The organism is Gluconobacter cerevisiae, assembly GCF_015244675.1.
GTDB classification, from domain to species: domain Bacteria; phylum Pseudomonadota; class Alphaproteobacteria; order Acetobacterales; family Acetobacteraceae; genus Gluconobacter; species Gluconobacter cerevisiae.
In genome coordinates, this window is sequence record NZ_JABCQO010000001.1 from 282,638 (window position 1) to 306,575 (window position 23,938).

18 protein-coding genes are annotated in these 23,938 nt (G+C 57.9%); 3 read left to right on the plus strand and 15 right to left on the minus strand.

Annotated elements, in window-relative coordinates:
• Positions 1-70: 70 nt before the first annotated feature.
• Positions 71-1,489: an amino acid permease gene (locus tag HKD21_RS01190; RefSeq protein ID WP_194253841.1), complete on the plus strand. Its 1,419-nt coding sequence runs from the start codon at positions 71-73 to the stop codon at positions 1,487-1,489.
• Positions 1,490-1,573: 84 nt separating this feature from the next.
• Here the strand turns inward: HKD21_RS01190 and HKD21_RS01195 are convergent, their stop codons facing one another.
• From HKD21_RS01195 to pstC, 7 genes are read right to left on the minus strand one after another with little or no spacing between them, the layout of a single operon-like run.
• Positions 1,574-3,676: a prolyl oligopeptidase family serine peptidase gene (locus HKD21_RS01195; protein WP_322782884.1), complete on the minus strand. Its 2,103-nt coding sequence runs from the start codon at positions 3,674-3,676 to the stop codon at positions 1,574-1,576.
• 37 nt (positions 3,677-3,713) lie between these two features.
• Entirely contained in the window at positions 3,714-5,009 is a 1,296-nt protein-coding gene (locus tag HKD21_RS01200) for a sensor histidine kinase (RefSeq protein ID WP_322782885.1), read from the minus strand.
• A gap of 3 nt (positions 5,010-5,012) precedes the next feature.
• Positions 5,013-5,735: a response regulator gene (locus HKD21_RS01205; RefSeq protein WP_194253842.1), complete on the minus strand. Its 723-nt coding sequence runs from the start codon at positions 5,733-5,735 to the stop codon at positions 5,013-5,015.
• A complete protein-coding gene (gene phoU / locus HKD21_RS01210; RefSeq protein ID WP_194253843.1) occupies positions 5,732-6,466 on the minus strand; it encodes a phosphate signaling complex protein PhoU in 735 nt (244 codons plus the stop codon). The genes HKD21_RS01205 and phoU overlap by 4 nt, the downstream gene beginning before the upstream one ends.
• Before the next feature lie 6 nt (positions 6,467-6,472).
• Positions 6,473-7,261, minus strand: a complete 789-nt coding sequence (gene pstB, locus HKD21_RS01215) for a phosphate ABC transporter ATP-binding protein PstB (RefSeq protein ID WP_194254083.1) — start codon at positions 7,259-7,261, stop codon at positions 6,473-6,475.
• Between the two features lie 38 nt (positions 7,262-7,299).
• On the minus strand, positions 7,300-8,172 hold the full coding sequence (pstA, locus tag HKD21_RS01220) for a phosphate ABC transporter permease PstA (RefSeq protein ID WP_194253844.1): 873 nt from the start codon (positions 8,170-8,172) through the stop codon (positions 7,300-7,302).
• Positions 8,169-9,149 (minus strand): phosphate ABC transporter permease subunit PstC, encoded by a 981-nt coding sequence (gene pstC / locus HKD21_RS01225; RefSeq protein WP_194253845.1) that lies wholly within the window; start codon positions 9,147-9,149, stop codon positions 8,169-8,171. Before pstC ends, pstA begins: the two co-directional genes overlap by 4 nt.
• A 363-nt stretch (positions 9,150-9,512) precedes the next feature.
• On the opposite strand from pstC, the gene dps reads away from it, so the two are divergent.
• On the plus strand, positions 9,513-10,052 hold the full coding sequence (gene dps, locus HKD21_RS01230) for a DNA starvation/stationary phase protection protein Dps (RefSeq protein WP_194253846.1): 540 nt from the start codon (positions 9,513-9,515) through the stop codon (positions 10,050-10,052).
• Between the two features lie 62 nt (positions 10,053-10,114).
• Here dps and HKD21_RS01235 read toward each other — a convergent pair whose 3' ends face one another.
• From HKD21_RS01235 to HKD21_RS01270, 8 genes are all read right to left on the minus strand, one after another.
• Entirely contained in the window at positions 10,115-10,558 is a 444-nt protein-coding gene (locus tag HKD21_RS01235; protein WP_194253847.1) for a hypothetical protein, read from the minus strand.
• A gap of 111 nt (positions 10,559-10,669) precedes the next feature.
• A complete protein-coding gene (locus tag HKD21_RS01240) occupies positions 10,670-11,896 on the minus strand; it encodes a glycosyltransferase family 4 protein (protein ID WP_194253848.1) in 1,227 nt (408 codons plus the stop codon).
• 136 nt (positions 11,897-12,032) lie between these two features.
• The gene (locus HKD21_RS01245; protein ID WP_194253849.1) at positions 12,033-12,989 is read right to left on the minus strand and encodes a hypothetical protein; all 957 of its coding nucleotides are present in this window, start codon (positions 12,987-12,989) and stop codon (positions 12,033-12,035) included.
• 182 nt (positions 12,990-13,171) lie between these two features.
• The gene (locus HKD21_RS01250) at positions 13,172-16,135 is read right to left on the minus strand and encodes a glycosyltransferase (RefSeq protein WP_322782886.1); all 2,964 of its coding nucleotides are present in this window, start codon (positions 16,133-16,135) and stop codon (positions 13,172-13,174) included.
• A 5-nt stretch (positions 16,136-16,140) separates the two neighbouring features.
• Positions 16,141-17,913 (minus strand): tetratricopeptide repeat protein, encoded by a 1,773-nt coding sequence (locus HKD21_RS01255; protein WP_194253850.1) that lies wholly within the window; start codon positions 17,911-17,913, stop codon positions 16,141-16,143.
• A gap of 94 nt (positions 17,914-18,007) precedes the next feature.
• Entirely contained in the window at positions 18,008-19,468 is a 1,461-nt protein-coding gene (locus tag HKD21_RS01260) for an HlyD family type I secretion periplasmic adaptor subunit (RefSeq protein ID WP_194253851.1), read from the minus strand.
• A 2-nt stretch (positions 19,469-19,470) separates the two neighbouring features.
• Positions 19,471-21,621 carry a peptidase domain-containing ABC transporter gene (locus HKD21_RS01265; RefSeq protein ID WP_194254085.1) on the minus strand — a complete coding sequence of 717 codons (2,151 nt, stop codon included), beginning with the start codon at positions 21,619-21,621 and terminating at the stop codon, positions 19,471-19,473.
• Between the two features lie 430 nt (positions 21,622-22,051).
• Positions 22,052-22,825, minus strand: coding sequence for an SDR family oxidoreductase (locus HKD21_RS01270; RefSeq protein WP_194253852.1), 774 nt, complete (start codon positions 22,823-22,825; stop codon positions 22,052-22,054).
• Positions 22,826-22,946: 121 nt separating this feature from the next.
• Between HKD21_RS01270 and HKD21_RS01275 the strand changes: the two genes are divergently transcribed.
• On the plus strand, positions 22,947-23,864 hold the full coding sequence (locus HKD21_RS01275; RefSeq protein ID WP_194253853.1) for a LysR family transcriptional regulator: 918 nt from the start codon (positions 22,947-22,949) through the stop codon (positions 23,862-23,864).
• The last annotated feature ends 74 nt before the right edge of the window (positions 23,865-23,938 follow it).

A 23,938-nucleotide genomic window follows, 5' to 3' on the forward strand; every position in this document is an offset into this window, starting at 1 on the left:
GGCCTTCGCCTCTCGTCAGACCCTTTCAGCTTCACCGCTACCTTCCCCGACGACTTCTCAGGACGCGCAGATGACGACAAGCCCGGTCCCCGATCACACCCCGACCCACCGTACAGGGGTCATCAGCGAGGAAGGCTATCACAAGGACCTTGGGCGCCGTCATGTCCAGATGATCGCCATCGGGGGTGCCATCGGTACGGGACTGTTCCTTGGGGCAGGCTCACGCCTTCAGATGGCTGGCCCATCCCTTGCCATCATCTATGCAGTCTGCGGCGTTTTTTCGTTCCTAATCCTGCGCGCGCTGGGCGAGCTTGTCATGTATCGCCCGACCAGCGGCAGTTTCGTGACCTATGCGCGCGAGTTTCTGGGAGAGCGTGCGGCCTATATGGCGGGCTGGCTGTCCTTTCTGAACTGGGCCATGACAGGGATCGTCGATATCACCGCCGTCGCTCTCTATATGCATTACTGGGCGGTTTTCCTGCCGGTACCGCAATGGGTTTTCGCGCTTGTGGCGCTGGCGATTGTCGGCACCATGAACATGATCGGCGTCCGCTATTTCGGCGAGATGGAATTCTGGTTCTCACTCATCAAGGTCATAGCGCTGGCGCTGTTCCTGGCCGCAGGCGCTCTCATTCTCGGCACGCGCATGCCGGTCGCGGGGCACACCACGGGCTTTCATCTTATTACAGAGAATGGTGGCATTTTCCCGCACGGGCTGTTTTCGGCTCTCATGCTGCTTCAGGGGGTAGTGTTCGCCTATTCCGGTATCGAATTGCTGGGTACAGCCGCAGGTGAGTGTGAGGACGCCCGTGAAATCCTTCCGCGCGCCGTCAACAGTGTGATCTGGCGGATTGGGTTGTTTTATGTGGGCTCGGTTGTTTTGCTGGTCTGCCTGCTGCCCTGGACCGAATATCATGCAGGCACCAGTCCGTTCGTCACGTTCTTTCAGGCACTTGGTATCCCTGGCATCGGCACCATCATGAACATCGTGGTGCTGACGGCTGCCCTCTCCAGCCTCAATTCCGGCCTGTATTCCACAGGACGCGTGCTGCGTGCCCTGTCTCTTGGTGGGTCCGGCCCCAGAGCCCTGAGCAAGCTGAACAAAAGCTCTGTCCCCTATGTCGGCATTCTCACCACGTTGGGTGTGTATCTGGTGGGTGTGATGCTGAACTATCTCATCCCGGCCCGTGTGTTTGAAATCGTCCTGAACTTTTCGGCGCTGGGCATCATCAGCACGTGGGGCTTCATCCTGCTGTGCCAGCTCCGTCTGCGGGCCGCGATCAATCGCGGGGACATCATGCCGACGGGTTTCAATATGCCGGGTGCCCCTTACACAACATGGGCAACCCTTGGTTTTCTGGGCTTCGTTCTGGTCATGATGGCCTTCGATTACCCGGACGGCACCATCACGATCGGTTCTATCCCGCTCATCGGCGCCGTCCTGATCGGCGGTTGGTGCCTGCTGGACCGCAGCCGTCGTCACGGTTAATCCCGTTCTTCAAACACAGACTCCCGGCACAAAAAAGGGCGCTCTACAGAGCGCCCTTTTTTCATGTCCGCATGATGCGGAAGCTTATTTCGTCCGGCCCAGTTCGGACCACAGATAAGCATAGCTGAGTGCCTGCGTCTGGGCGATTTCCTTCTGGCTGGCCCCAAAGCCATGTCCGCCCGCAACCTGCTCCCAGTAATAATAGGGCAGTTTGAGTTCGCTCATCCGCCAGGCAAAACGCCGCGCATGAACGGGACCGACACGATCATCCTTCGTGGTCGTCTCGATGAACGGCACGGGGTATTTCACGTCGGGCCTGAGGTTCTGCAGCGGCGAAATGCCGCGCAGGAACGCCTTCTGCTCTGGGATGGAAACCGTTCCATATTCCCCGACCCACGACGCACCAGCCGACATGTGTTCGTAGTTCATCATGTCCAGCAGCGGCACTTCGATATCGACCGCCTTCCAGAAATCCGGATGCTGCGTGAACTCAACACCCATCAGCAGACCGCCATTGGAGCCCCCCTGAATCGCCAGATGCTGAGGCGACGTCACTTTCCGGTCCATCAGATCCTTCGCCACCGCCGCGAAATCGTCATAGATCCGCTGGCGATTGGTCTTGAGACCCGCATCGTGCCATGCTGGGCCGAACTCTCCACCACCACGGATATTCGCCAGAACATAGACCCCGCCGCGTGACAGCCAGTTATTGCCGATCCCGGCCGAATAGAACGGGAAAAGCGGGACTTCAAACCCGCCATAGGCATAAAGCAGCGTCGGGTTGGTTCCATCCAGCGTCATATCCCGACGATGGACAATGAAATACGGAATGCTGGTGCCGTCCTTTGAGCGGACCTCCTGCTGTTCCACCGCCATGTTCGAGGCATCGAACTGCGCTGGCAGAGTATGGAGCTTCTGAACCGAAGCCGTATCGCTGTTGATCTCCCACAACGTGGTCGGACTCAGAAACCCGCTCGAAACAGCATAAGCCACCGGGCTGTCCTCATCGACGCTGGCCAGATCGACCGACATGTTCTCCGGCAGAGGCAGATCCCGGTGCGTGAAGGCGGCTCCTGTCGGCGTGTAGATCGAAATCTTGCCACGAACATTGTCGTACAGCGTGACAATCAGATGACCGTGGCTCGTGGAGGCCCCCTCGATCATCTGACGACCTGTCGGCGCCACCAGAAGCTGAGGCGCGAGCGTTGCCGCAGCCGGATCAACCAGCACCACGCTCCCCTGCGGGAAGGACTGCGCCCCGACTTTCCAGTCTTCCTTGAGTTGAACTACCAGACGGCCATTGAACAACCCGGCGACATCCGCCTTCAGGGGAATGGCAACCTGCGTCACCTGACCGTCCCGATACAGGAACAGCTTCGACGAAAACGCATCCAGACCTTCGCGGATCAGCGTGACCTGATGCCCTGCGCCGTCGTGCAGCACTTCCGGCCCGACTTCGACGTCTTTGCGGTTGCCGGTGAAGACCGTCTGCGCCTGATCGAGAGACTGGCCGCGCTTGAGAAGCTTGACGATGTAGGGATAGGAGGATTCCGTTACATCAGCAGACGTCCAGGGATAGCTGACCAGAAGCGTGTCGCGGTCCAGCCAGCTTGAATCCTGCTTGGCATGCGGAAGATTGAACCCGCCTTCAACGAATTTTCCGGTTCGCAGGTCGAATTCCCGAACGGTCTTCGCGTCTTCACCACCATCGGAAAGATGGAGCAGGCAAAGATTCTGCTGGCTGTGCAGGCAGTCCACGCCGCCATAGACCCAGTTGCGCTTCTCTTTCGCTGCCAGCGCATCCAGATCCAGCGCGACGGTCCATTCCGGATGATCGGTCGCGTAGGAATCCGGCGTCGTCCGGCGCAAGACACCCCGCAGATTCCGGTCATCACGCCAGAAATTGTAGATCATCCCATCGATCTGGATGGGGGAAGCGAGGCGGTCATGCGTCTGAAGCAGTTTCAGGGACGTCACATACAGGCTCTGATAAAGCGGACCATGCCCCAGAAGGCGCAGAGTACGGTCGTTCTGCTGCTTCACCCAAGCCATCGCCTGCGCGCCATTAATATCGCTCAGCCAGGCGGGAATGGTGTCGGGGACGTCTGCCGCATGAAGCGGGGTGAACATGCTGCCAGTCAGCAGAGCAGCCAGAGCGGTACGGCGAAAACTGCGAAAAACTGTCACTGTAACAATGCCTTCTGATTGTTTCAGAAGGAACCTGTCATTCCACCAGCGAAATTGCAAGTGCCGCTCCTGCTGCTGGTAGCCACACCAGACAGGTCGTGCCTTTGCCCGGCGCACTCGCAATCCGCAGACGTCCGCCATGCCGGTCCAGAATATGCCGCACGATGGACAGACCCAGCCCCGTCCCCTGCCCGGCTCCGTCGGTCGGTGCACCGACACGATAGAACCGTTCCGTCAGCCGTGGCAGATGATGCGCCTCCATCCCGCAGCCATTGTCTTCAATCCCGAGAATAACACCGCCATCCGCAGGCCAGCGGTCATCGGGAATGACGGCACGCCGGGCCGACAATGTGATAGTCAGGGGCTCGTCTTCCTTTGCCCCATAGCGCAGGGCGTTCTCGATCAGATTGAGCAGCACCTGCACCATCTCGTCTTCGTCAGCCCGTACCATGAGATCGTCTTCAACTTCGAGGGTCAGCGTACGCCCTTCCCGCTCGAAACGAGGCGCAACCTCTCCGAGTACTATGGCCATCAGATCCGCCACATCCACCAGATCGCGGGGGCGCTGATGCTCGTGGGCCTGAACACGCGACAGATACAGAAGCCGGTCGATCAGGCGTTTCAGACGCTCGGACTGCTGGCGCATGATGTCGAGAAACTGCTGCCGCATCACCGGATTTTCCCCGGCTGCGCCTTGCAACGCATCGATAAACCCGCTCAACGACGCCAGCGGCGTGCGCAGTTCGTGGCTGGCATGCGCTACGAAATCTGTCCGCATCCGGTCCGCAGCCCGTGCTTCGCTATGATCGTTCAGTACGACCAGAACACGCTTGTCCTGCCCCTTGCCACCGGGAAGCCGACGCAGCATCAGGTGAAGCGTTCGTGGAACCGGCACATCGAGCGTGAAAGTCGTGGAACAGACGGGCGGCAGGTCCCCACGACTACTACCCTCCGCTGTCCCGGACGGCGCCGGAACGCGCAGAGCCGCAGACAGGGCCGAGCGAGCCGCCGGATGACGCAGGATCGCGCCGACCGTTTCCCCGAACTGGGACGCCGCTTCTTCATTAACCTGCACGATCGCCCCAAGCCCATCCAGAACCACCGCGCAGGCGGGCAGCGGATCGACCGGCAGATCGGCCGGAGACACGGGTTTCAGATAGTCGTCAGGAGGCGAGCTCGGAACACGCGGCTGTCGCAACAGGAGCCAAACCGCCAGTACCCACCCTGCGAGCGCCACACAGACAAGAACCATGCCCACCTGCAACGGCAGCGTATCCGCTACCGGCGGAAGCCCCCCTCCCGGCAATGCTCCGGAAAGTACTCCTGACGACACCCGTCAGGCGCCGTCCGTCGTTGGGCCGTCATCCAGCGCATAACCCGCCGCACGTACAGTCCGCACCAGATCGATTTCGCCCGGCCCATTAATAGCTTTGCGCAAGCGTCGGATATGGACGTCGATGGTGCGGATCTCGACATGAATATTCTGCCCCCAGATCCGGCGCAGCAGATCCTCACGGGAGAACACTTTGCGCGGATTGCGGATCAGCAGGTCCAGCAGTCGATATTCCGTGGGGCCCAAAGATAGCATCCGCCCGCCACGCTCCACGCGGTGCGTCTCAGGATCAAGCGTGATGTCTGCGAAGGACAACCGGTCATACGAAGACTGATGCCGCCGCAGCAGTGCCCGCAAACGGGCATCAAGCGTATCGACGCTGCACGGCTTCATCAGATAGTCGTCCGCGCCCGTGTCCAGTCCACGGATCGCATCCTGCTCGGCCGAACGCGCCGTCAGCAACAACACCGGAACGTCCCGCAGCGCAGGATTGGCACGAATACGACGACACACATCCAGCCCGGACAAACCCGGAAGCATCCAGTCCAGCACGACGGCGTCTGGTCGGGACGTTTCAAGCGCCAGCAGCGCCGCTTCTCCGTCTTCCGCCGTCTCGACGCGATAGCCGCGCTGTTCGAGATTATAGCAGGTCATCAGCAGCAGGGCTGGATCGTCCTCGACCAGAAGAACGAGCCCCTTGGCACGCGCGGGGGATGGGCCCTTCACCGGACGTCGGGCTCCTGCATCGTTTCCGTCGCCGTCAGGACAGGAGTCGGGCCACCGCGCGGCCGCAGGGACGGAAGATTATCGCCCGTCACGGCGTAAAAGACGCGTTCGGCGATATTGGTCGCATGATCGCCGATCCGCTCCAGGTTCTTGGCGATGAACAGCAGTTCCGTGCAGGCGCGGATGTTGCGGGCATCTTCCATCATGTACGTCACAAGTTCACGGAACAGGGCCGTGTAGTATTCGTCCACCGCGCGGTCCGAATGCCAGACTTCCATGGCGCGGTTGGAATCCTGCTGCGTGATCGCATCGATCGAACGACGCAGGTTTTCCTGCACGAGACGTCCCATGCTGCGCAGACCCGAGAGCGAAATCTGGTTTTCCGGCATCCGAATCCGCAGCGAACGGCGCGCGATGGAAGACGCGTAGTCACCAATCCGCTCCAGATCGCCCGTGATTTTCAGCGCCGCCACAATCTCGCGCAGATCGCCCGCCATCGGGCTTCGCAGTGCCAGAAGACGGATGGCAAGACCTTCCACCTCACGTTCGAGCTGGTCCACTTCCGGGTCCTGACGCGCCGCCGCATCGGCTGCTTCCTCGTTGCGATCCGCAATAGCAGACAGCGCAAGGGCAACCTGATTTTCCACGATGCCGCCCATCTGCGCCATCATGGAGCGGAGCTGGCCCAGCTCCTGTTCGTAGCTTTTGACGATGTGGGATCTGTCAGCCATGACGCGTTATCCAAACCTGCCGGTGATGTAGTCCTGGGTCTGCTGCTGCTTCGGATTGGTGAACATCCGGTCTGCACTGTCCACTTCAATCAGACGTCCCATGTAGAAGAAAGCGACCTGATCCGCACAGCGTGCAGCCTGTTGCATGTTGTGTGTCACAATCGCAATCGTGAATTCTTCCTTGAGTTCGTCAAGCAGTTCTTCGATACGCGCCGTGGAAATTGGGTCCAACGCCGAGGTCGGCTCGTCAAGCAGCAGGACTTCAGGTCGCGTCGCAATGGAGCGCGCAATGCACAGACGCTGCTGCTGACCGCCGGAAAGACCGGAAGCGGGAGCGTTCAGGCGGTCCCGGACTTCATTCCACAGCGCCACGCGTGTCAGAACGTCCTGAACGCGCGCATCCATGTCTGCTTTGTTCAGCTTTTCATGCAGACGTACGCCAAACGCGATGTTGTCATAGATGGACATCGGAAACGGTGTCGGCTTCTGGAACACCATACCCACACGGGCACGCAGAATATTCAGGTCCAGATCATGTTCCAGAATATTGCGCCCGTCGAACATCACTTCGCCAGTAGCACGCTGGCCGGGATACAGATCGTACATGCGGTTAAAAATCCGCAGCAGCGTGGATTTACCACAGCCACTCGGCCCGATCATGGCCGTTACCCGACGGGCCTGAAAATCCATCGAAATGTCATGCAGAGCGTGATTTTCGCCATAATAGAAATTCAGGTTGCGGACAGCCAGCGCCACTTCAGGGCTCTTCGCCACCTGCGGATCAGTCTTGGTCATCATGGAATCCTGTGTCATCTCCTGCAGTGTTCCCGGGGTCATGCGCGTCGCGCCGAAACGCGGACGGCAATATTGATGGCCAGCACACCCATCGTGACCAGCAGCGCACCGGCCCAGGCAAGCTGCACCCAGTCTTCATAGGACGCACCGGCATACTGGTAGATCGTCACCGGCAGGCTCGCCATCGGGCGGGTGAGGCTGAAGGACCAGTTCTGGTTGCCCAGCGATGTAAACAACAGCGGCGCCGTCTCGCCACTCACACGCGCCAGCGCCAGAAGGATGCCCGTCAGAACGCCCGTCTTGGCAGAGCGCAGGCACAGCGAGAGCGTCACTCGCCAGCGCGTCGCACCCAAGGCCGCGCCCGCTTCACGCATGGCGGTCGGGACAAGACGCAGCATATCCTCGGTCGTGCGAACAATGATCGGCACAGCCAGAATGGCCAACGCAACAGAGCCAGCCAGCGCAGAGAAGTGTCCGAACGGCGCGACCATGACCTGATAGACGAACAGACCGACCAGAATGGACGGCACCGACATCAGCACGTCCGAGACGAACCGGACGCAGGATGCGAATTTATTGGTGTCCGTGCCGTATTCTGAAAGATAGATCCCGCATCCGAGCCCGAGCGGCGTCGCGAGCAGCAGTGCCAGAAACGTCTGGATCAGGCTGCCCACAATTGCATTCGCCAGACCCGAAGATGATCCCGGCGGCCCCATCGGCTTCATGATCGCAGCAGCGGACAGACCGGCAAGACCACGGGACAGAAGAGTCCACAGAATGGACGCCAAAACCAGCACGAGGATGCCGGCCATGACCATCCCGAAAGCGGTGGCCACATGATCGGCGCTCCGGCGACGGGCCGCACGGGGGTTGGGCTTCCAGCCGCTTATGGAGACGACAGTATCGCTCATTTCGTATTTCCCCGCAGCATCCGCGCAAGCGCCAGGCTGGCGAATGACAGCAGCATCAGGATGAAGCCCAGCGCCAGCAGCGCAGACAGACGCAGCGACCCAGCCGGACTTTCCGGAAACTGAAGGGCGATCAGAGACGCAACCGTGCTTCGTGGCGCAAACAGCGACCACCCAACATCCGTCACATTGCCAATCACGAAGGTGACGGCCATGGTCTCACCCAGTGCGCGCCCCATACCCAACACGATCGCACCGATCATGCCAGAGCGAGACCACGGCACTACGACCTTCCACATCACGTCCCAGCGTGTGGCCCCAAGACCATAGGCGCTTTCACGCAGCATGTTGGGCATCGCCGCAAAGACGTCCCTCATCACTGCCGTCATGAAAGGCGCGATCATGACAGCCAGAACCAAGCCGGCCGTCATGAGACCCGTTCCAAAAGGTGCGCCATGAATGATGAATTTTATGCCCGGAACATGCTTGAAATGATGGGTCAGAAACGGCTGAACCGTCCGGGCCATGAAGGGGACGATGGTGAAAAAGCCCCACATACCAAAGATGATTGAAGGCACGGCAGCGAGAAGCTGCACAGCCGTACCCACGATCGCAGCGATCCGGGGCGGCGCCATTGCCGTCAGCCAGAATGCCGTACCAAAGGCCAGTGGCAGCGCAATCGCCACACCGATCAGCGTACTGACAATCGTTCCGAACAGCGGCGCCCAAGCACCATAAAGATCGGCGACAGGATTCCAGACATCATGGACGGCAAATCCAAGACCAAACGTCCGAAAAGCCTGGCTTCCGCCAACCCCCATGAGGACCACAAGGCCGCCCAGCACCACGAGAACCAGCAGCGCCGAGGCCGCCACCAGAAAGTGGAATGCGGTATCAGGCCCGCTGCGGCGGCTTCCACTTCTGGAAGCACCGGCCTTGTCGCGGGCCTCTTCGGACGGCGTGGCTGTGGCAAGGGTCATGCGTGAAAAGCTCTGACTTTAAAAACGGGCGTTATCCGGCGACCGAAGCCACCACATCAGTGCATTAGCCCTCCTGTCAGGGAAGAACAACCGGAACAGGAACGACACCGGATGAAAGATTTATGTCATCCCCGCACCAAACGCCCGAAACATGCCTTGTCGAACCCTCGGAAAAGCAGGGGAAAACAGTTTTCCAAAACAGAAAATCATCCTCTCACAAACAGGGCTGCCCCAGATAAGGAACCTCCATACGGATGACACGTTTGGGACACTGACAGCCCCGCTGTAAAAGCGGAGTGCCAAGGTATTTTAACGGTCCGGACAGCCCGAAAAGGCTACAGACCGATGTTCAGGAGTATTCCCATGATTTCGAGAACAGACCGCCACGTGACGCAGAACAACACTGCGGACAACACAAAGAATGTTTCCATCGAAACGCTGAATGCACGTCTGTCAGATCTGATTGATCTGGCATTGATCACCAAACAGGCGCACTGGAACCTCAAGGGACCGCAGTTCATCGGCGTCCATGAAATGCTCGATGGTTTCCGCACCAGCATCGATGATTTCTCAGATACGGTTGCCGAACGCGCTGTCCAGCTTGGTGGTACGGCTCTGGGCACCGTGCAGGACGTCTCCAAGAACAGCGCCTGTACGCCTTATCCGAACAACATCTACCGCGTTGCAGACCATCTCGCAGCCCTGATTGACCGCTACGCGACAGTTGCGAACAACATGCGTGAGTCCATCAAGGTGACGGACGAAGCGGGGGATGACGATACGGCAGACGTCTTCACGGAAGTGTCCCGTGGCCTCGACAAGCACCTCTGGTTTCTTGAAGCCCATGTTCAGGAGCCTACCGGCCAGATGCGTGATGGCGACCACAAGGGTAGCCGTAGCTGATCTGGACGATCTTCATAAAGATATCAAAAGGCCCCGCAGGTTTCTGCGGGGCCTTTTGATGTTCAGAGACAGCGCTCAAGATGCTCCCGGGCGAAAACAAGCTGTGTAGGGTCATGAAGCCGAAAATCCGCATCCGAATGCGGCAACAGGCAGGCTTCAGAACTGTTCTGTAGCGGCTCATGCGACACAGAAGCAGAAGACGATTGTTCTTCTGACAGGGCCGCCGTAGTCAAAGCCGCCAGATGTTCAAAATCACTGGTTCCTAATGGCCCCGGCTCAACGTGGGGCCTTTGGTGAACGATCCAGTTTTTTGTCAGCTCTTTCAAACTGCCCCATTCCCTCACACCCTCCAAAGACGGCGTCTCAGCCATTCCCTCTGTTGTCGCAACAGCAAGAGCCTGAAAATCGGAGTCTGTAAGCAGGGCAGGATGGGACGATACGTCCTTTCTGCAAACCCAACTCCTCAGAGAGTTTTTTATAGCCGAAACAACTTCGTTCTTAACCATGACCTGCGCGCTTCATCATGTTTGACCGATGCCACATGCGGAAATTAGTCAGTTTTGCCGTCAGAAACGGCAACAAAAGGAAACCGAATTCCTGTTTTTTGCCTTTCGACGTCATTTCGTCTTCATGATCCGCTCAACCAGCTCGTCATAGCGATCCAGATAATCATTCAAGCACAGTTCGGCCTCAGCATAGCGTCGGGCTTCCTGCCCCAATCGACGGGCGCTGCGACGATCATCCAGAAGCTGCAATGTTGCCTCCGCAATTGCGTCTGAGTCCAAAAACGGCACCAGACGCCCTGTGACATCATGCGTGATGAATTCCCTGACCGGCGCTGTATCGCTCCCGATAACCGGACAACCTGTCGCCATGGCTTCACGCAGGGACCAGGACGCAACGAACGGATAGGTCAGATACAAATGAGTATCCGAACGCCGCAGCAAGGCTCGGAAATCATCGTATTCGACCTTTCCGACAAAATGCACACGATTGAGGTCCAGCTTACCCTCCAGTTCGCGCAACATGAATTCACGCCAGCTTCCACCGCCGGGAGGAAGTGTGCCGTAACTGACCCTGTCTCCCCCCACAAGAATGATCTGTGCATCCTTGCGTTCGGCCAGAATACGCGGGAGCGCACGCATGACCACATGGAACCCCCGATAAGGCTCAAGGTCCCGCGCAACATAAGTGACAAGTGCATCTTTGGGTGTGATCCGGACGCCGTTCACGACGAGATTGCGCCGTTTGGCCTGAGGCTCGGGCGAACAGAGATCCAGATTAACCCCTTCCCGCAGCAGGGAAATTTTCTCCCGCGCCCATTCAGGATAGGTTTCGCGCTGGAATTTTGTGGGGCTCTGACCATAACCGTTTGTCAGACAAAGCGCCTGCAGATTAATTGAATTCTTGACCCGCACAGCAGCTGCCAGCTCCGCAGAAGGCGGAAACTCCGGATCAAACCCTACGTCATTCTGATCTGCGTGATAGAAAAACTCGAAATATCCGAGGATCGGGCAACCGGGGAAGACATCGCACAGATTAAGAAGTTCACCCCAGCCGTGATGTCCGACAATAATATCAGGCTCATAGCCCAAGCCCTTGAGCGTGCGGGCCGCAGTTGCAACGGCTTCGGCACGGAGCAGGCCATATTCAAACTCTCTCAGATGAGGATGCGTCTCCATCGAAGGCAGGCGCGGGACGCGGTAAATGGCGCGTCTGACACCGGGAATATGGTTATTGTTCGCCTCCGAAATAAAGACGATCTCGTGACCCTGTGCGAGAAGATGACGGACAAAATGAAGAAATTGCCCGGGAAAATTCTGATGAACGAATAAGTAACGCACGTTTTCTCCGGAGCGACTGGAAACCTCCGTGAAGTCCTGTTCGCGCACGGAGAAGACAGCGGATGACAGAGGCTTTCAAAGCGGCCGGGGGAACAAAAGTTCCTTCCCCGGTCACTACGTCAGGCCTCAATGGCAGTCAGGAAGCCGCAGCAGATTTGCGCTTTCTGGATGCGGCGGGTTTGGCCGGAGCATCAGCGGCTTTTGCCGCGCGGGCCTTCGGAGCAGCTTTTACAGGAGTTTCCTGCGTCTCTTTTTCAGGCACGATTTCAAGGAGGAAGGCTTCCAGCGGGGCGAGGCTTTCAGCTTCAAGCGCCTCGGACCCATCAACAGGGCCAAGACGTGTTCCATCCGTGAAGGAAGCCGTAAGGCGAACCTTCAATGTTTTCGCGGATTCGCCCTTCAGGCGAACGCGCAACCCAAGGATAGGAAGCGCCATGCCACGCGACCCACAATACTGACCGCCTTCAGCCCAAGGGGAAAGCCATCCCTTGCCGAGGACGGCCTGATATTCAATGTCAGAAGCCGGAACGCCATTTTCGGGAGCGACACTGAATCCCTCGATCCAACCCTGGCTGCCTGGAACGCCCATCCAGTGCCCGATACCACCCGTCACATCGCCACGACGTTGAATATGTGCGGAAATATCCTTGGAAACATCCTGCTCCGCCGCCGCTTCAGCCTTTTCAACAATGGGAGACGCGGGAGCAGCCTCTGGAACAGCAGCCTGAGCAGGTGCTGTAGTCACAGGACCGGCAAGCTGTGCAACCTGCAGACGGGGTGCCGCATGGAGGCTGTCAGGCTCCTGATACGTCGTCACCAGAACAGCGGCCGGACCACGCATGACCCGCACCAGAGCAGCGCCGTTTGAACCACCGATCCAGCCATCTTCTTCAAAGGTGCTGACGGTCACGATCCCGGGAGGCGTACCCGGCGCACGTGAAATCCGGACGCCCGGCAATCCGGCAGGACCTGCAGGAGCCTGACCAGCAGCATGGAAGATGCAGAAAATTCCTGCATCCAGCACCATCATATGTGCCCCGGCCTTAAGGTCGATGACCCGGTTCTGTCGTGGTGCTTCGGCGGCGTTAGACATTCCCTACTCCCAATTGCGTCCGTTCTTGCGGGCAATAATACTGGCATGTTTCTGGACTGTCACGAATGGTCGTCACAGTTGTGGGCGGTATTCCGACGATATGTTGCAACAGCTTTCGACAAATACCGGTTTCTGTTCAAGCACCATAATGGACTGTTTCGATAGAAAAGGTAAACCATCCCTCACTGAAACGTCCCCCAACGCCGAATCAAGATCATGGCAAGCTGAAACGGCGGTATCCCAAGCGGTACAGCCAGACCAGTTCCGCTTCGCGCGACCCGCTCTCCCTGTGCTCCCAGATCGAAACAGACCGCCTCCAGACCACTACGCCAGACATGGCCCAGAGCATAGCACCAGGTCTCCGGCGCGATAGACGGAATCAGCCCGACATCCGGCTGCTGCTGACGGATCAGGGCCTCCACTTCGTCTTCACGATATTCACCCGTAACCCGCACTCCGAGCGACATCAGGGCATCATCATCATGCGTGTGCCCAACCAGAGAAAGCTCAATCGGCAGGCGGTGTTTCTGGATCTCGGTGGCCAGCGCCAGCAGGACATCATACCCTTTCCAACGACTGATCCCACCCACGACACAAACCCGCAGCGGCTGCCCGTATGCGGCGTGATGACCTGTCCGGATACTCTTGCGAAGCGTAGCATCATTTTCCAGTGCGACAACTTCAATGATTACGCTAGGGAAGTGTCGCCTGATCCGACGCACAGTGTCTTCAGAAGGCGCCATGAGTCTGCGGGCGTCAGACAGCTCCTGTCCTGAGCGTGCCACAAGATCAGAAACCGAAATCTCTTCTCCGAGATAACTCCCCCAGCGTGTCACACACTGTTCACATCCCGTTATATCCGGCTCGCCACAATAACGCCCCTCCCCATCGCAGAGCGAAATACGGGGGCAAAACCAGACATGGTCGTGAATAAACACGTCATACGGCACCCCAAGTCGCTCATGTAATGTTCTGACGCAGGGCGCATGACCTATCAGATGATGCCATTCGACGGACTGGACCCGCACGGCCCGAAGCACGTCCAGCAGACACGGAAGCTCCTCGGGAAGGCGGAACGTCAGGTTGGGGAAGCGCTTGTCGTCCAAAGCATCTTCCAGACAACATCCTTGTTCATGGGGGCGCAGAGCAAGCGCAAAGCCACCCTCAGCCTCGAACACCTTCGAGCGCTCACGCACCACCCGCCCTACGCCACCTCCCGCATCATGCTGCACCATCAGGATAGCAGCCCTGCCCTCGGCCACGCGGATCAGACGTGTGATATCCAAGCTGCGCCGCATTGCATGCAGCGGATCGGCGTCGATAAAGCGCTTCACCAGAAGATCATAGCCAGGATGCAGGGCATTAAGGATCTTCAGATTTCGTGCGCCAAGAGACTTTCTCGCTGTCCCGAATGACACCGACCCGATATGGGCGACAAACAGTTCGGGTGCGGGGATATGACGAAAACCGCCCGCAGACGCCCGAAGACAAAAGTCGTTTTCCTCGCCATACCCCTGACCGAACAGATCCTCCCGAAACAGACCAATCTCGGCCAGACAGTCTGCGGAAATCGCCATACAGAACCCATGAGCGGTGGGGAGGTCCGGCCCGTCACAAGAGGTCTTGCCCGTTGCTTTGAATGTCTCCTGACACAGCCGGTCCAGCGCCCGCATATCCGCAAGTGACGGAACCGGATTGGGGCGATCTACGGCGGGATAGGACAGGATCGTCGCGTCATTGGAGAATGGCGTCACCGTTCCGACGTCGGTGAAGGCCAACCTTGCCCGCATCCGTTCAACCCAGCCTGCTGGAACGAGCGTGTCGCTGTTGAGCAGCAGAACATCCCTTCCCTCCGCCGCCCGCATGCCGTCATTGGCGGAGATCGGAAAACCCTGGTTCTGGAAATGGCGGATCAGAACGATCCGGCCTTCCGCTGCCAGTTCATCAAGCGCTTGTGCCAGACGAGGCTCGGGGGTCGCGTCGTCCACGACGATCACCGACACATCAGCCGGGCATGTCCCCAGCACGGTGCGCAAACAGGCCATCGTCCGACGCAGATCCGCGTAAACCGGGATTACGACCGCACATCCAGGACTTACTCGGGGGCAGCACGGACGCGACTTCCAAGGTCTGACTTTCACGGGCCGCAACCGAGCCGGAAGGCCGCCCCGCCGCCTCGCCGCCAGTCGCCCTACGAGCGGATCCACCGGGGCTCCCGTCAACAGACGTCCATTTTCGTCGCGCAGTGCCAGAGGACCAGTGTCGCTTTCTGGAACATTGCTGGTCGGGATATGAAAAACCTTCGTGCGGGCCAGAGGAATGTCGCTGTCCACATCCTCTGCGAATGTCTCGGCCCGGAAGGAAGACCCATCCCAGAGAGTGACACGAGGGCTGTATTCAGGCTCAGCCGGAGCCCAGATCCAGCCTCTCAGGCCGTCGGACGTTGCTTCAACAAAAGATTCACATCGCGTCAGGACAGCAATATCCAACGGACTGCCGAGAACATGCCGACGACCAACACGCACTTCCAAAGAGCGGGCCGAACGCCAGCCTTCCGGCAAATCGTATGTGCCGCCTTCGTTTCCCTCAATCCGTTCCTGCCCGTCCAGAAACAGTCTGAATGGTCGGGAGACTTCGATGAAAACGGTGTCTGTATTGGATGCGGTCATCCAACCTGGACGTCCCGCCGCAGCAGCGATCTGTCTGGCCAAAGAATGCGTTTGCGGTGTGGCATGGAAACGCGAAAGAGCAGCCTGCATTCTGTGGATGGCCTCTTCCATGCGCTCGAGCCGCACAAGGCAGATCGCCTCCAGAAACGCCGCTTCCCGCAGACCGAAATCCTGACGCAAATCCTCCATTCGCACCAGACAGTCGCTGATCCGCCCTGCCGACAGGCAGGCCAGCCCGACAGACCATTTCAGATTGGGATTATGTCGGGACATCCTCTCTGCCCGCTCCAGCCAGAACAGGCCCAGAGAGGTATTGCCCGTCTGAAGGGCGGCCTGTCCTCTGGCAAAAGCCTCCTGCGCTCTGCGGCTCATGGCCTCGCGCCACCGGAGCCGGTCTTCTTCGCTGACAGCCCGACCAAAGCCCGCGAATGACGCACTCAGTTTCTGTTCGCTGGATGCGGAACGGTCAGAAGACACGCAGATCAGTCATCGTCATCGGGCTGCGCTTCATCCAGAAGGGCCAGTTCTGTTTCTGCATCCTTGATATTCTGTGCTTTCGCACGTTCCAGCCAGATTCGCCCTTCAACCGGGTCCGTCACACCGGCCAGTCCACGACAGAGGTAACGCCCCAGCATCATCTGGGCCAGCCCATTACCGCGTTGTGCGGCTTTGCGGAACCATATCTGCGCCTGAGGCCGGTTTTCGGGGATATCATGTCCCCCACCATAAAGTGCTGCCAATGAGAACATAGCATCCACATTGCCGCTTTCAGCAGCATTCTGGTACAGCGCCAAGGCTTTCTCATGATCCCGACGTCCGTTGACGCTTCCATCAACAAGCAGCCCGGCAACCGCAACCTGAGCCTCGGCCATGCCGGCGTCCGCAGCCTTTTCCATCCAGTACAACGCTTGTGTTGGATCGGGTTGTACGCCGCGCCCTTCAAGGAGCATTCTGCCATACCAGTACTGGGCGTTCACCACACCGTCTGCAGCTTTCTGCATCCAGCGTGCAGCCTCGCGCCCATTCTGTTCGCCAGTCACGCCCTCGGCAAAACATACGCCGAGATTGTAAGCCCCTACCAGATCGCCTTTTTCAGCCGCTTTTTCAAAACGGGCGTGCAGAGCCTGTTTTTCATCAACTGTGGCTGCGGCTCCTGCAAGGATCAGGTTTCCAAAATCAGCATCTGCATGCACATCCCCGGATTCAGAAGCGATTTTGAACCAGTGCGATGCGACATCAGGGTCCTGATGCACTCCGTTTCCGGTCAGATACAACAGCCCCAAAGCCCGCGCGGCGCCGGCGTGTTTCTGTTCTGCGGCCAGCCGATACCATTTGGATGCTTCGACGAGATTGGGCGGCAGATCTCCACCATTGGCGCACAGATCGCCAAGCAAGGCGGCAGACTGGGTGTCACCATTTGTCGCGGCCCGTTTCAACCAGGTTTCCGCACGTCCATAATGTCGGCCTATTCCGGTGCCTTCCAGAAGCATCAAGCCGTACCGGGCCTGCGCAGTAACGATATTGCGTTCTGCGGCCTGGTGGAAATAGCTGGCAGCCTTGCCGAGATCGCGCGGCACGCCCGAACCCGATTCATACATCCGGCCAAGAATATCAAACGCCGTCCCAAGACCTCCTTTCGTCGCTTCCATCAAATGACGGGCGGCAGAAGAAAGCTCCTCATCTGTCCGGGCAGTGTCGAGAATGGAAAGCGCCACCCCCAGATGCCCCTGCGAACATCCGGCAGCAGCAGAACGGTCGTACCATGAACGGGCCTGCGACAGATCCCGCAGGTCTTCAGGCCCACTCGTAAGAATATAGCCCAGAAGCGCCTGCGCATCCGGAGAGCCTGCTTCCGCAGCGATTTTGGCCCAATGGAGGCCAAGATGAAAATCCGGATGTCTGGGACCAGAGGTTGGAACGTGAGAAAGATCCAGTCCATCGCGGACTGACTGAATTTCAAACCCTTCCGGAAGCCCTACCGTATAAAGCGTTGCCAGAACGAAAGCTGCTTCAGTATGCCCCGCTTGGGCAGCCTGATAGATCCAGCGGGCTCCATCTCCCAGACTGGGAGGAACGCCGATCCCATCCAGATAGGCACGCCCGACACGGAAGGAGGCTTCCCCGTCTCCAGTCGCCGCGAGGCGACTGAAAAGAGCAAATCCCTGAACCGTCTTCCCACTTTCCGTCAGACGGATCGCGTATTCCAGCTTCCCTTTTGACGAAAACAGAGCAGCAAGGCGAGATTTGAATGACATGGGCAGCACGGGTCCTGAATCACTGTCATGTTGGAACGCCCGAACTTTGCCGGGCGTTCCACTTGAGTGTTTTTAGAAACGCTCAAGTTCGTTGTTACGGCTCCCTCATACCATTCGTAAGGGCAGGCGTAAGGTTGTTGAACAGATACTGCAGTACGGTCCGTTTTCCGACGTCGATATCAGCAGTCAAAGACATGCCCGGCATAGGATGGAAGAACGAAGGCTGACCATGCAGCGTGTAACGGTCAATCCGCAAACGAACACGATAAACGCCCAACGCAGTGGAATCTTCTGAAGACGCACCTCCATTTCCACCAGCTGCACCATTCTGCGACGATGGCGTGAAAGCATCGGCACTGATGACACGAACCGTTGCTTCTGCACCCCCATACTGTTCGTAAGGAAACGTCGAGAATTTCAGGATTGCGTGGTCTCCGACCTGAACGAAACCTACGTCCTGTGACCGCATCACGGCTTCCATCTCCAGTCCGTATCCTGTGGGAACAAGGGTGATGAACTGCCCCGCAGACTGAAGAACAGAGCCGACCGATCCCTGCGCGATAGTCAGGACAATACCGTCTTCCGGAGCACGCAGAAGAACAAGATCCTGACGTAGTCGGGCTTTTTCAAATGAACTGCGATATTCCGACAGATGATGACCAGCTTCCGTCAGTTCCGAGTAAATCTTGGCCTGCCAATTCCCGATATAACCGTCACGTTCCGCCTTCATGGCGGCCAGCTTTTTCTCGGCAGAATTGGCGCTCTGCTGGGCGGATATCTCCGCGCGCTCGGCTTCCATCATTTCGGTCTGGGCACCGAGGGTTGAAAGACGGGATCCGACCTGATCGGCCTGTTCCCGCTGACGCATCTGAAGGACTTCGGACGCAACCCGCATTTTGCTGCCATACATGGCCGCATTGGCACGGTAACCCTGAATGTCGCTCTGAAGACCGGCGATCTGCTGATCGTAGTTTTCGATATGGCCCTGATATTCGGCCTTGCGGCGCAGGAATGCAGCCCCCTGCTCCACAGATGCCGGATCGTTCAGATCGACCTTGTAGTCCTGACCGGCAGCTTCTGCTTTCAGGCGGTTATATTCCGCCTGATAGGCATCGCGCTGCATCCGCATATTCGTGATGTCAGCTTCGGTAACGGTCGGATCGAGATGGGCAAGAACCTGGCCCTTCTTCACGAAATCGCCAACCCGCACATCAATCGAACGAATAATTGCCGTTTCTAGCGGCTGCACAACGATCGTCGGCTGCGTGGAAATCAGGCGTCCGGGCGTTGAAACAACACGGTTGATCGGGAAAAATGCCATGGCGGCCAGGGACGCCATAAACAGCCCCCCGATCAGCAGGATAACGTAACGCGCTGAGGGCGTGGCCGGAAGATTGACGAGCCCGGCTGTCGGCGAGTGGAATTCCAGCAACGCCAGCGGAATATCATCAGGAGCAAACGGGTCCGCAGCAGAGCGCGGAATATGCTGGTTGAAATCTTCGTCACCCTGCTGGGGCGTCCGATCATCTTTCGGAATCATGTCGGAAGAGCTCATGATTACTCTCCTTCAGTCAGTTGCCCGGCTGTGCCAGGAACGTCGTTATCTGTCATGTGCCGGTTCTGCTGAAGCCAGAGCATCCGGTAAATCTCGCAGCGTTCGAGCAGAATCTTGTGCGGTGCGATATCGACCAATTTACCCTTATCCATGACAGCGATCTGATGGCAGTTCACAAGAGAGGAAAGACGATGGGAAACAATCACCATCGTACGCCCCTTGCCGATCCGTTGCAGATTGGCGTTGACGAGTGCTTCAGATTCCGGGTCCAGAGCCGAAGTCGCCTCATCCAGGATCATCAGTTTCGGATCACTGATGACAGCACGTGCAATCGCAAGTCTCTGCCGCTGCCCACCCGAAATATTGGTCGAGCCTTCTTCAATCCATGTGTCGTAGCCGGCAGGCATACGCTCAATGAACTCCTCAGCACCCGCAAGGCGTGCCGCCCGGATGGCATCATCAATCGTCAGACCAGGCCGACCAGCCGTAATATTGTCACGGATAGTGCCACGGAACAGGAAGTTGTCCTGAAGAACAACACCAAAAGAACGGCGCAGATGGGTAAGGTTAATTTCCCGAAGATCCACCCCGTCGAGGCGCAGATAGCCGGTGTAGTTACGACTGACGCCTTGCAGAAGGCGCGTTACTGTAGATTTTCCTGACCCGGAACGTCCCACCAGACCCAGCATCGTACCAGCCGGAATATCGAACGTCACATCATTCAGGGCCTTGGTGGTCGATCCCGGATAAGAGAAATCAACATTTACGAAAGACAGCGCCCCTTTGATGACAGGACGCATTCCGGTCGTCAGCGCCTTGGTCTCCGTCGGCTGGTTCAACACTTTTCCGGCTTCGCTGAGGGAAACACTGACCTCATTGAATGCTTCCATCAGTCTGGCAAGATTGACGAGCGGACTGGCAACACGCCCACCCAGCATCATGAAGCCCATCAGCGCGCCAGCCTGAATCGAACTTGCATTTGTAAGAATCAGATAGGCACCGATCAGGATAATGCCGCGGTTGATGAAAATTTCGAATGGCATGGCAAGCGTCTGCGGCCAGCTGGCCATACGTCCGGCTGCCAGCTTCCATCGGACAACTTCGGCCGTCCGCTCATCCCATACTTCACGTCGTGTCGATTCAAGGGCAAGCGTCTTGACCGTCCGGATACCAGCGACAGTCTCGTAGAGAACAGAGCCACGCTTCATTTCTGCCAAAACCTGTCGGCCGATAACGCGCGTGACAGGAGGCAGGAAGATTACCACGATGAGACCGATACATCCGGCGGCGGCAATCGTCATCCAGGCAAGGGTAGCACTGAGGATGAACAGAACAGGAAGGATCACAACAAGCGTGAACAGATCCAGCAGGGTTGTCATCAACTGACCGGTCAGAAAGTCTCTGACCTTGAAGACGGACATGAACCGGCCCAGAATCTCACCCGTCTGTTCGCGTTCATAGAACTCGAGTGGAAGTGCGAGAAGCCGGTTGAAAGCATGCAGCGAAATTCTCGCATCCAGACGGGTAGAGAGAATCAGGGAAAGCTCGCGTCGGGCGTAGGTCAGCAGAATTTCATAGAACGACAGAATAATGACAAAGCCGCTCAGCGAAATGAGGGTCGCCATGGAGTGGTAATTCACCACCCGGTCGACGACCTGCATAACGATCAGTGCCGGAAAGATCTGAAGGATGCTCAACACCAGCGACGCAAAGGCGATGTCGCGCATGACCTTCTTTTCGCGGAGCACCATCTTGGAGAACCACAAAAGGTCGAACTTGGCGTCTGCTTCAGATTCGTCACGACGGCGTTTGACCAGCAGGACATCTCCGGTCCAGACCTGCATGAGTCGCAGCTCATCGACCGGAACTGGCGCATCCCCTTCTCCACCCATCGGATCGCGGAGCCAGACCACGCCTTTTTCAGCATCAGCACGGACCATAAGGCCAGCTGATCCGTCCTTGAACATCAGGACAACAGGCGGCGCATTGCGGATCTTGATCAGGTAGCGCCACCGAAGGCGCATCCCCTTGGCAACGGCACCCTGTTCATTGAGCCATCTTGCCAGAGTGGCGGGGGACGGTGTGTCCTCTCCTGGCTCAGCCGCAAAATCGCGGATATCCAGTTCCAGACCGTGGTAACGGGCTGCGGCCAGGACGGCGTAAAGCCGGATGACGGTCGGACTGACTCTTCCGCCCGGGCCTGACAAGCTCTGGGTATGCTCCACGAAATGTCCTTTATGCTGTTGCTACGCCCGGGGCGAACCAAAAGGCGACACCAAGGCAGGAACGCCAGTTTATTTTCTCATGAATAGAGAAGACTCTCTTTTCCGTCACCACCCCTACAGGCCGGAACGGAAAAATACCTGACATCAGCATAGTCCAGGAGGATCAAAAACTCATTAACAGCTTTGGGAACAACATCAATTATCACGCAGGCCGCTTTATCAAAGACCCACATAACATTAGAAAATTCGAATCCGGGTCTCGTTATTCCCGGTCAAGGCCTTTCATTCCTGCTGTTTTTATCAAGGCATTCCAGTCTTGAAGGCACGCTTTTCTTGCGCGCCCAAGACTGGAAACCCATTACTTCGTCGTATAGCCACCATTGACCAGAATTGTCTGACCAGTCATCCACCAGCCGTCCGAAACCAGGCAACGAACAATCGGGACGATATCTTCAATATCCGTCAGGCCAGTCCGGCTCAGTGACGACAGCGCGGCTGCGGTCTTGTGATAGGCCACGGCTTCAGGCGCTTCCTGACCGTAGAAGAAGGGCGTGTCCATCGGACCCGGACCAATGGCATTGACGGAAATGCCGCGACTTCCGAATTCTTTTGACGCCGCGCGTGTCACATGTTCGACGGCAGCCTTCGAGCCGGCATAGGTGGAATAGAACGGCGTATAAGCACCCAGCAGGGACGTCACGATCGTGAGCAGCTTGCCGTTATCGTTCAGATGACGTCCGGCTTCCTTGATAAAGAAATAGGCGGCTTTCGCGTTGACCGCGAACATCTCGTCATACTCGCCCTCGGATGTCTCGAGGATTGGCTTCTTAAGAACTTTTCCGGCTGTGTTGATGGCGATATCAGGCTTCCCGAAGGCTGCAACAACCTCTTCGAACAGTCTGGAATTCGCCCCGGCAGTGGTCAGATCGCCCTGAAATGCCTGCGCCTGAACACCGAGTTTCGTGAGCGCCACCACCGTCGCGTCCGCATCCGCTTTCGTGGCGGCACTATTGTAATGGATGGCGATGGCAGCCGCGCCCTGAGCGGCAAGATCCAGAGCAATCAGTCTGCCGAGATTTTTGGCGCCTCCCGTGATGAGAGCGGTTTTTCCCTTGATGCTGTGATCGGCCATGAGAGGATATCCTCGCGTTAATGGATGATGAAAGGGACTATGATTTGTCGATAAATCTGGAAAAAGCATGAAATTCTGACATCATATGTCAGAAAATCCGAACAGACACACGGAAGACATCATGGACCGGATCGACCTGCTTCGTATTTTCATCCGCGTTGCGGAAAGCGGCAGTTTCACACATGCGGCCGATACACTCCAGATGCCCCGCTCCACGGTTTCGACCGCCATTCAGGAGCTGGAAAACCGGCTCGGCACGCAATTGCTGGCGCGGACGACGCGTTCCGTAAGGCTCACCGATGACGGACAGAGATTTCAGCAGACAGCCCAGCGGCTGCTGGGCGATTTCGAGGAAGCCGAGAACCAGTTCCGGCTTCATAGTTCGGAAACGCGCGGTCATGTGCGGGTCAACCTGCCCAGCCGGATCGGGCGACTGGTGGTGGCCCCCGCCCTGCCCGCGTTTCTGGAGCAGTATCCGGGGCTCGATATCGAGCTCGGCATGACGGATCGCAGTATCAATCTGGCCGAAGACGGGACCGACTGCGTGCTCCGGGTCGGCCCCTTGCAGGATTCCAGTCTGATCGGGCGCAGGCTCGGCCTTCTGCCAGTCTTCAATGTCGCAAGCCCGTCCTATCTGGAGCGTTTCGGCATTCCCCTGACGCCGGATGACCTGTCAGCCCATCAGGCCGTTCTCTATGCCTCGCCATCCACCGGGCGGATCGAGGCATGGGAATGGGAGCGGGACGGACGGGAGGAAAGCCGTGCCGTTCAGGGACGCGTAACGGTGAACAGCGCGGAAGGGGCGGTCGCCTGCTGTCTGGCTGGCCTCGGCCTCGCGCAGTTGCCAGCCTATGATGTTCTTCCTCATCTCCGGCGTGGAGAACTTGTGGACGTCCTGCCGCAATGGCGGGCCGCATCCTTGCCGATGACGCTGCTCTTTCCACACAGAAAGCATCTCTCCCGCAGGCTCGAAGTCTTTACGGAGTGGCTGACGGGGCTTTTGGAGCAGCACTGCTTCCCAGTTGAACTCCAGGACTGAATGAAGAAGACAGCTCTTCCCTTTTGGACTTCTGTGGGCCATCTAAAGACAGACTTTTCCAGTCCTGATTGGAT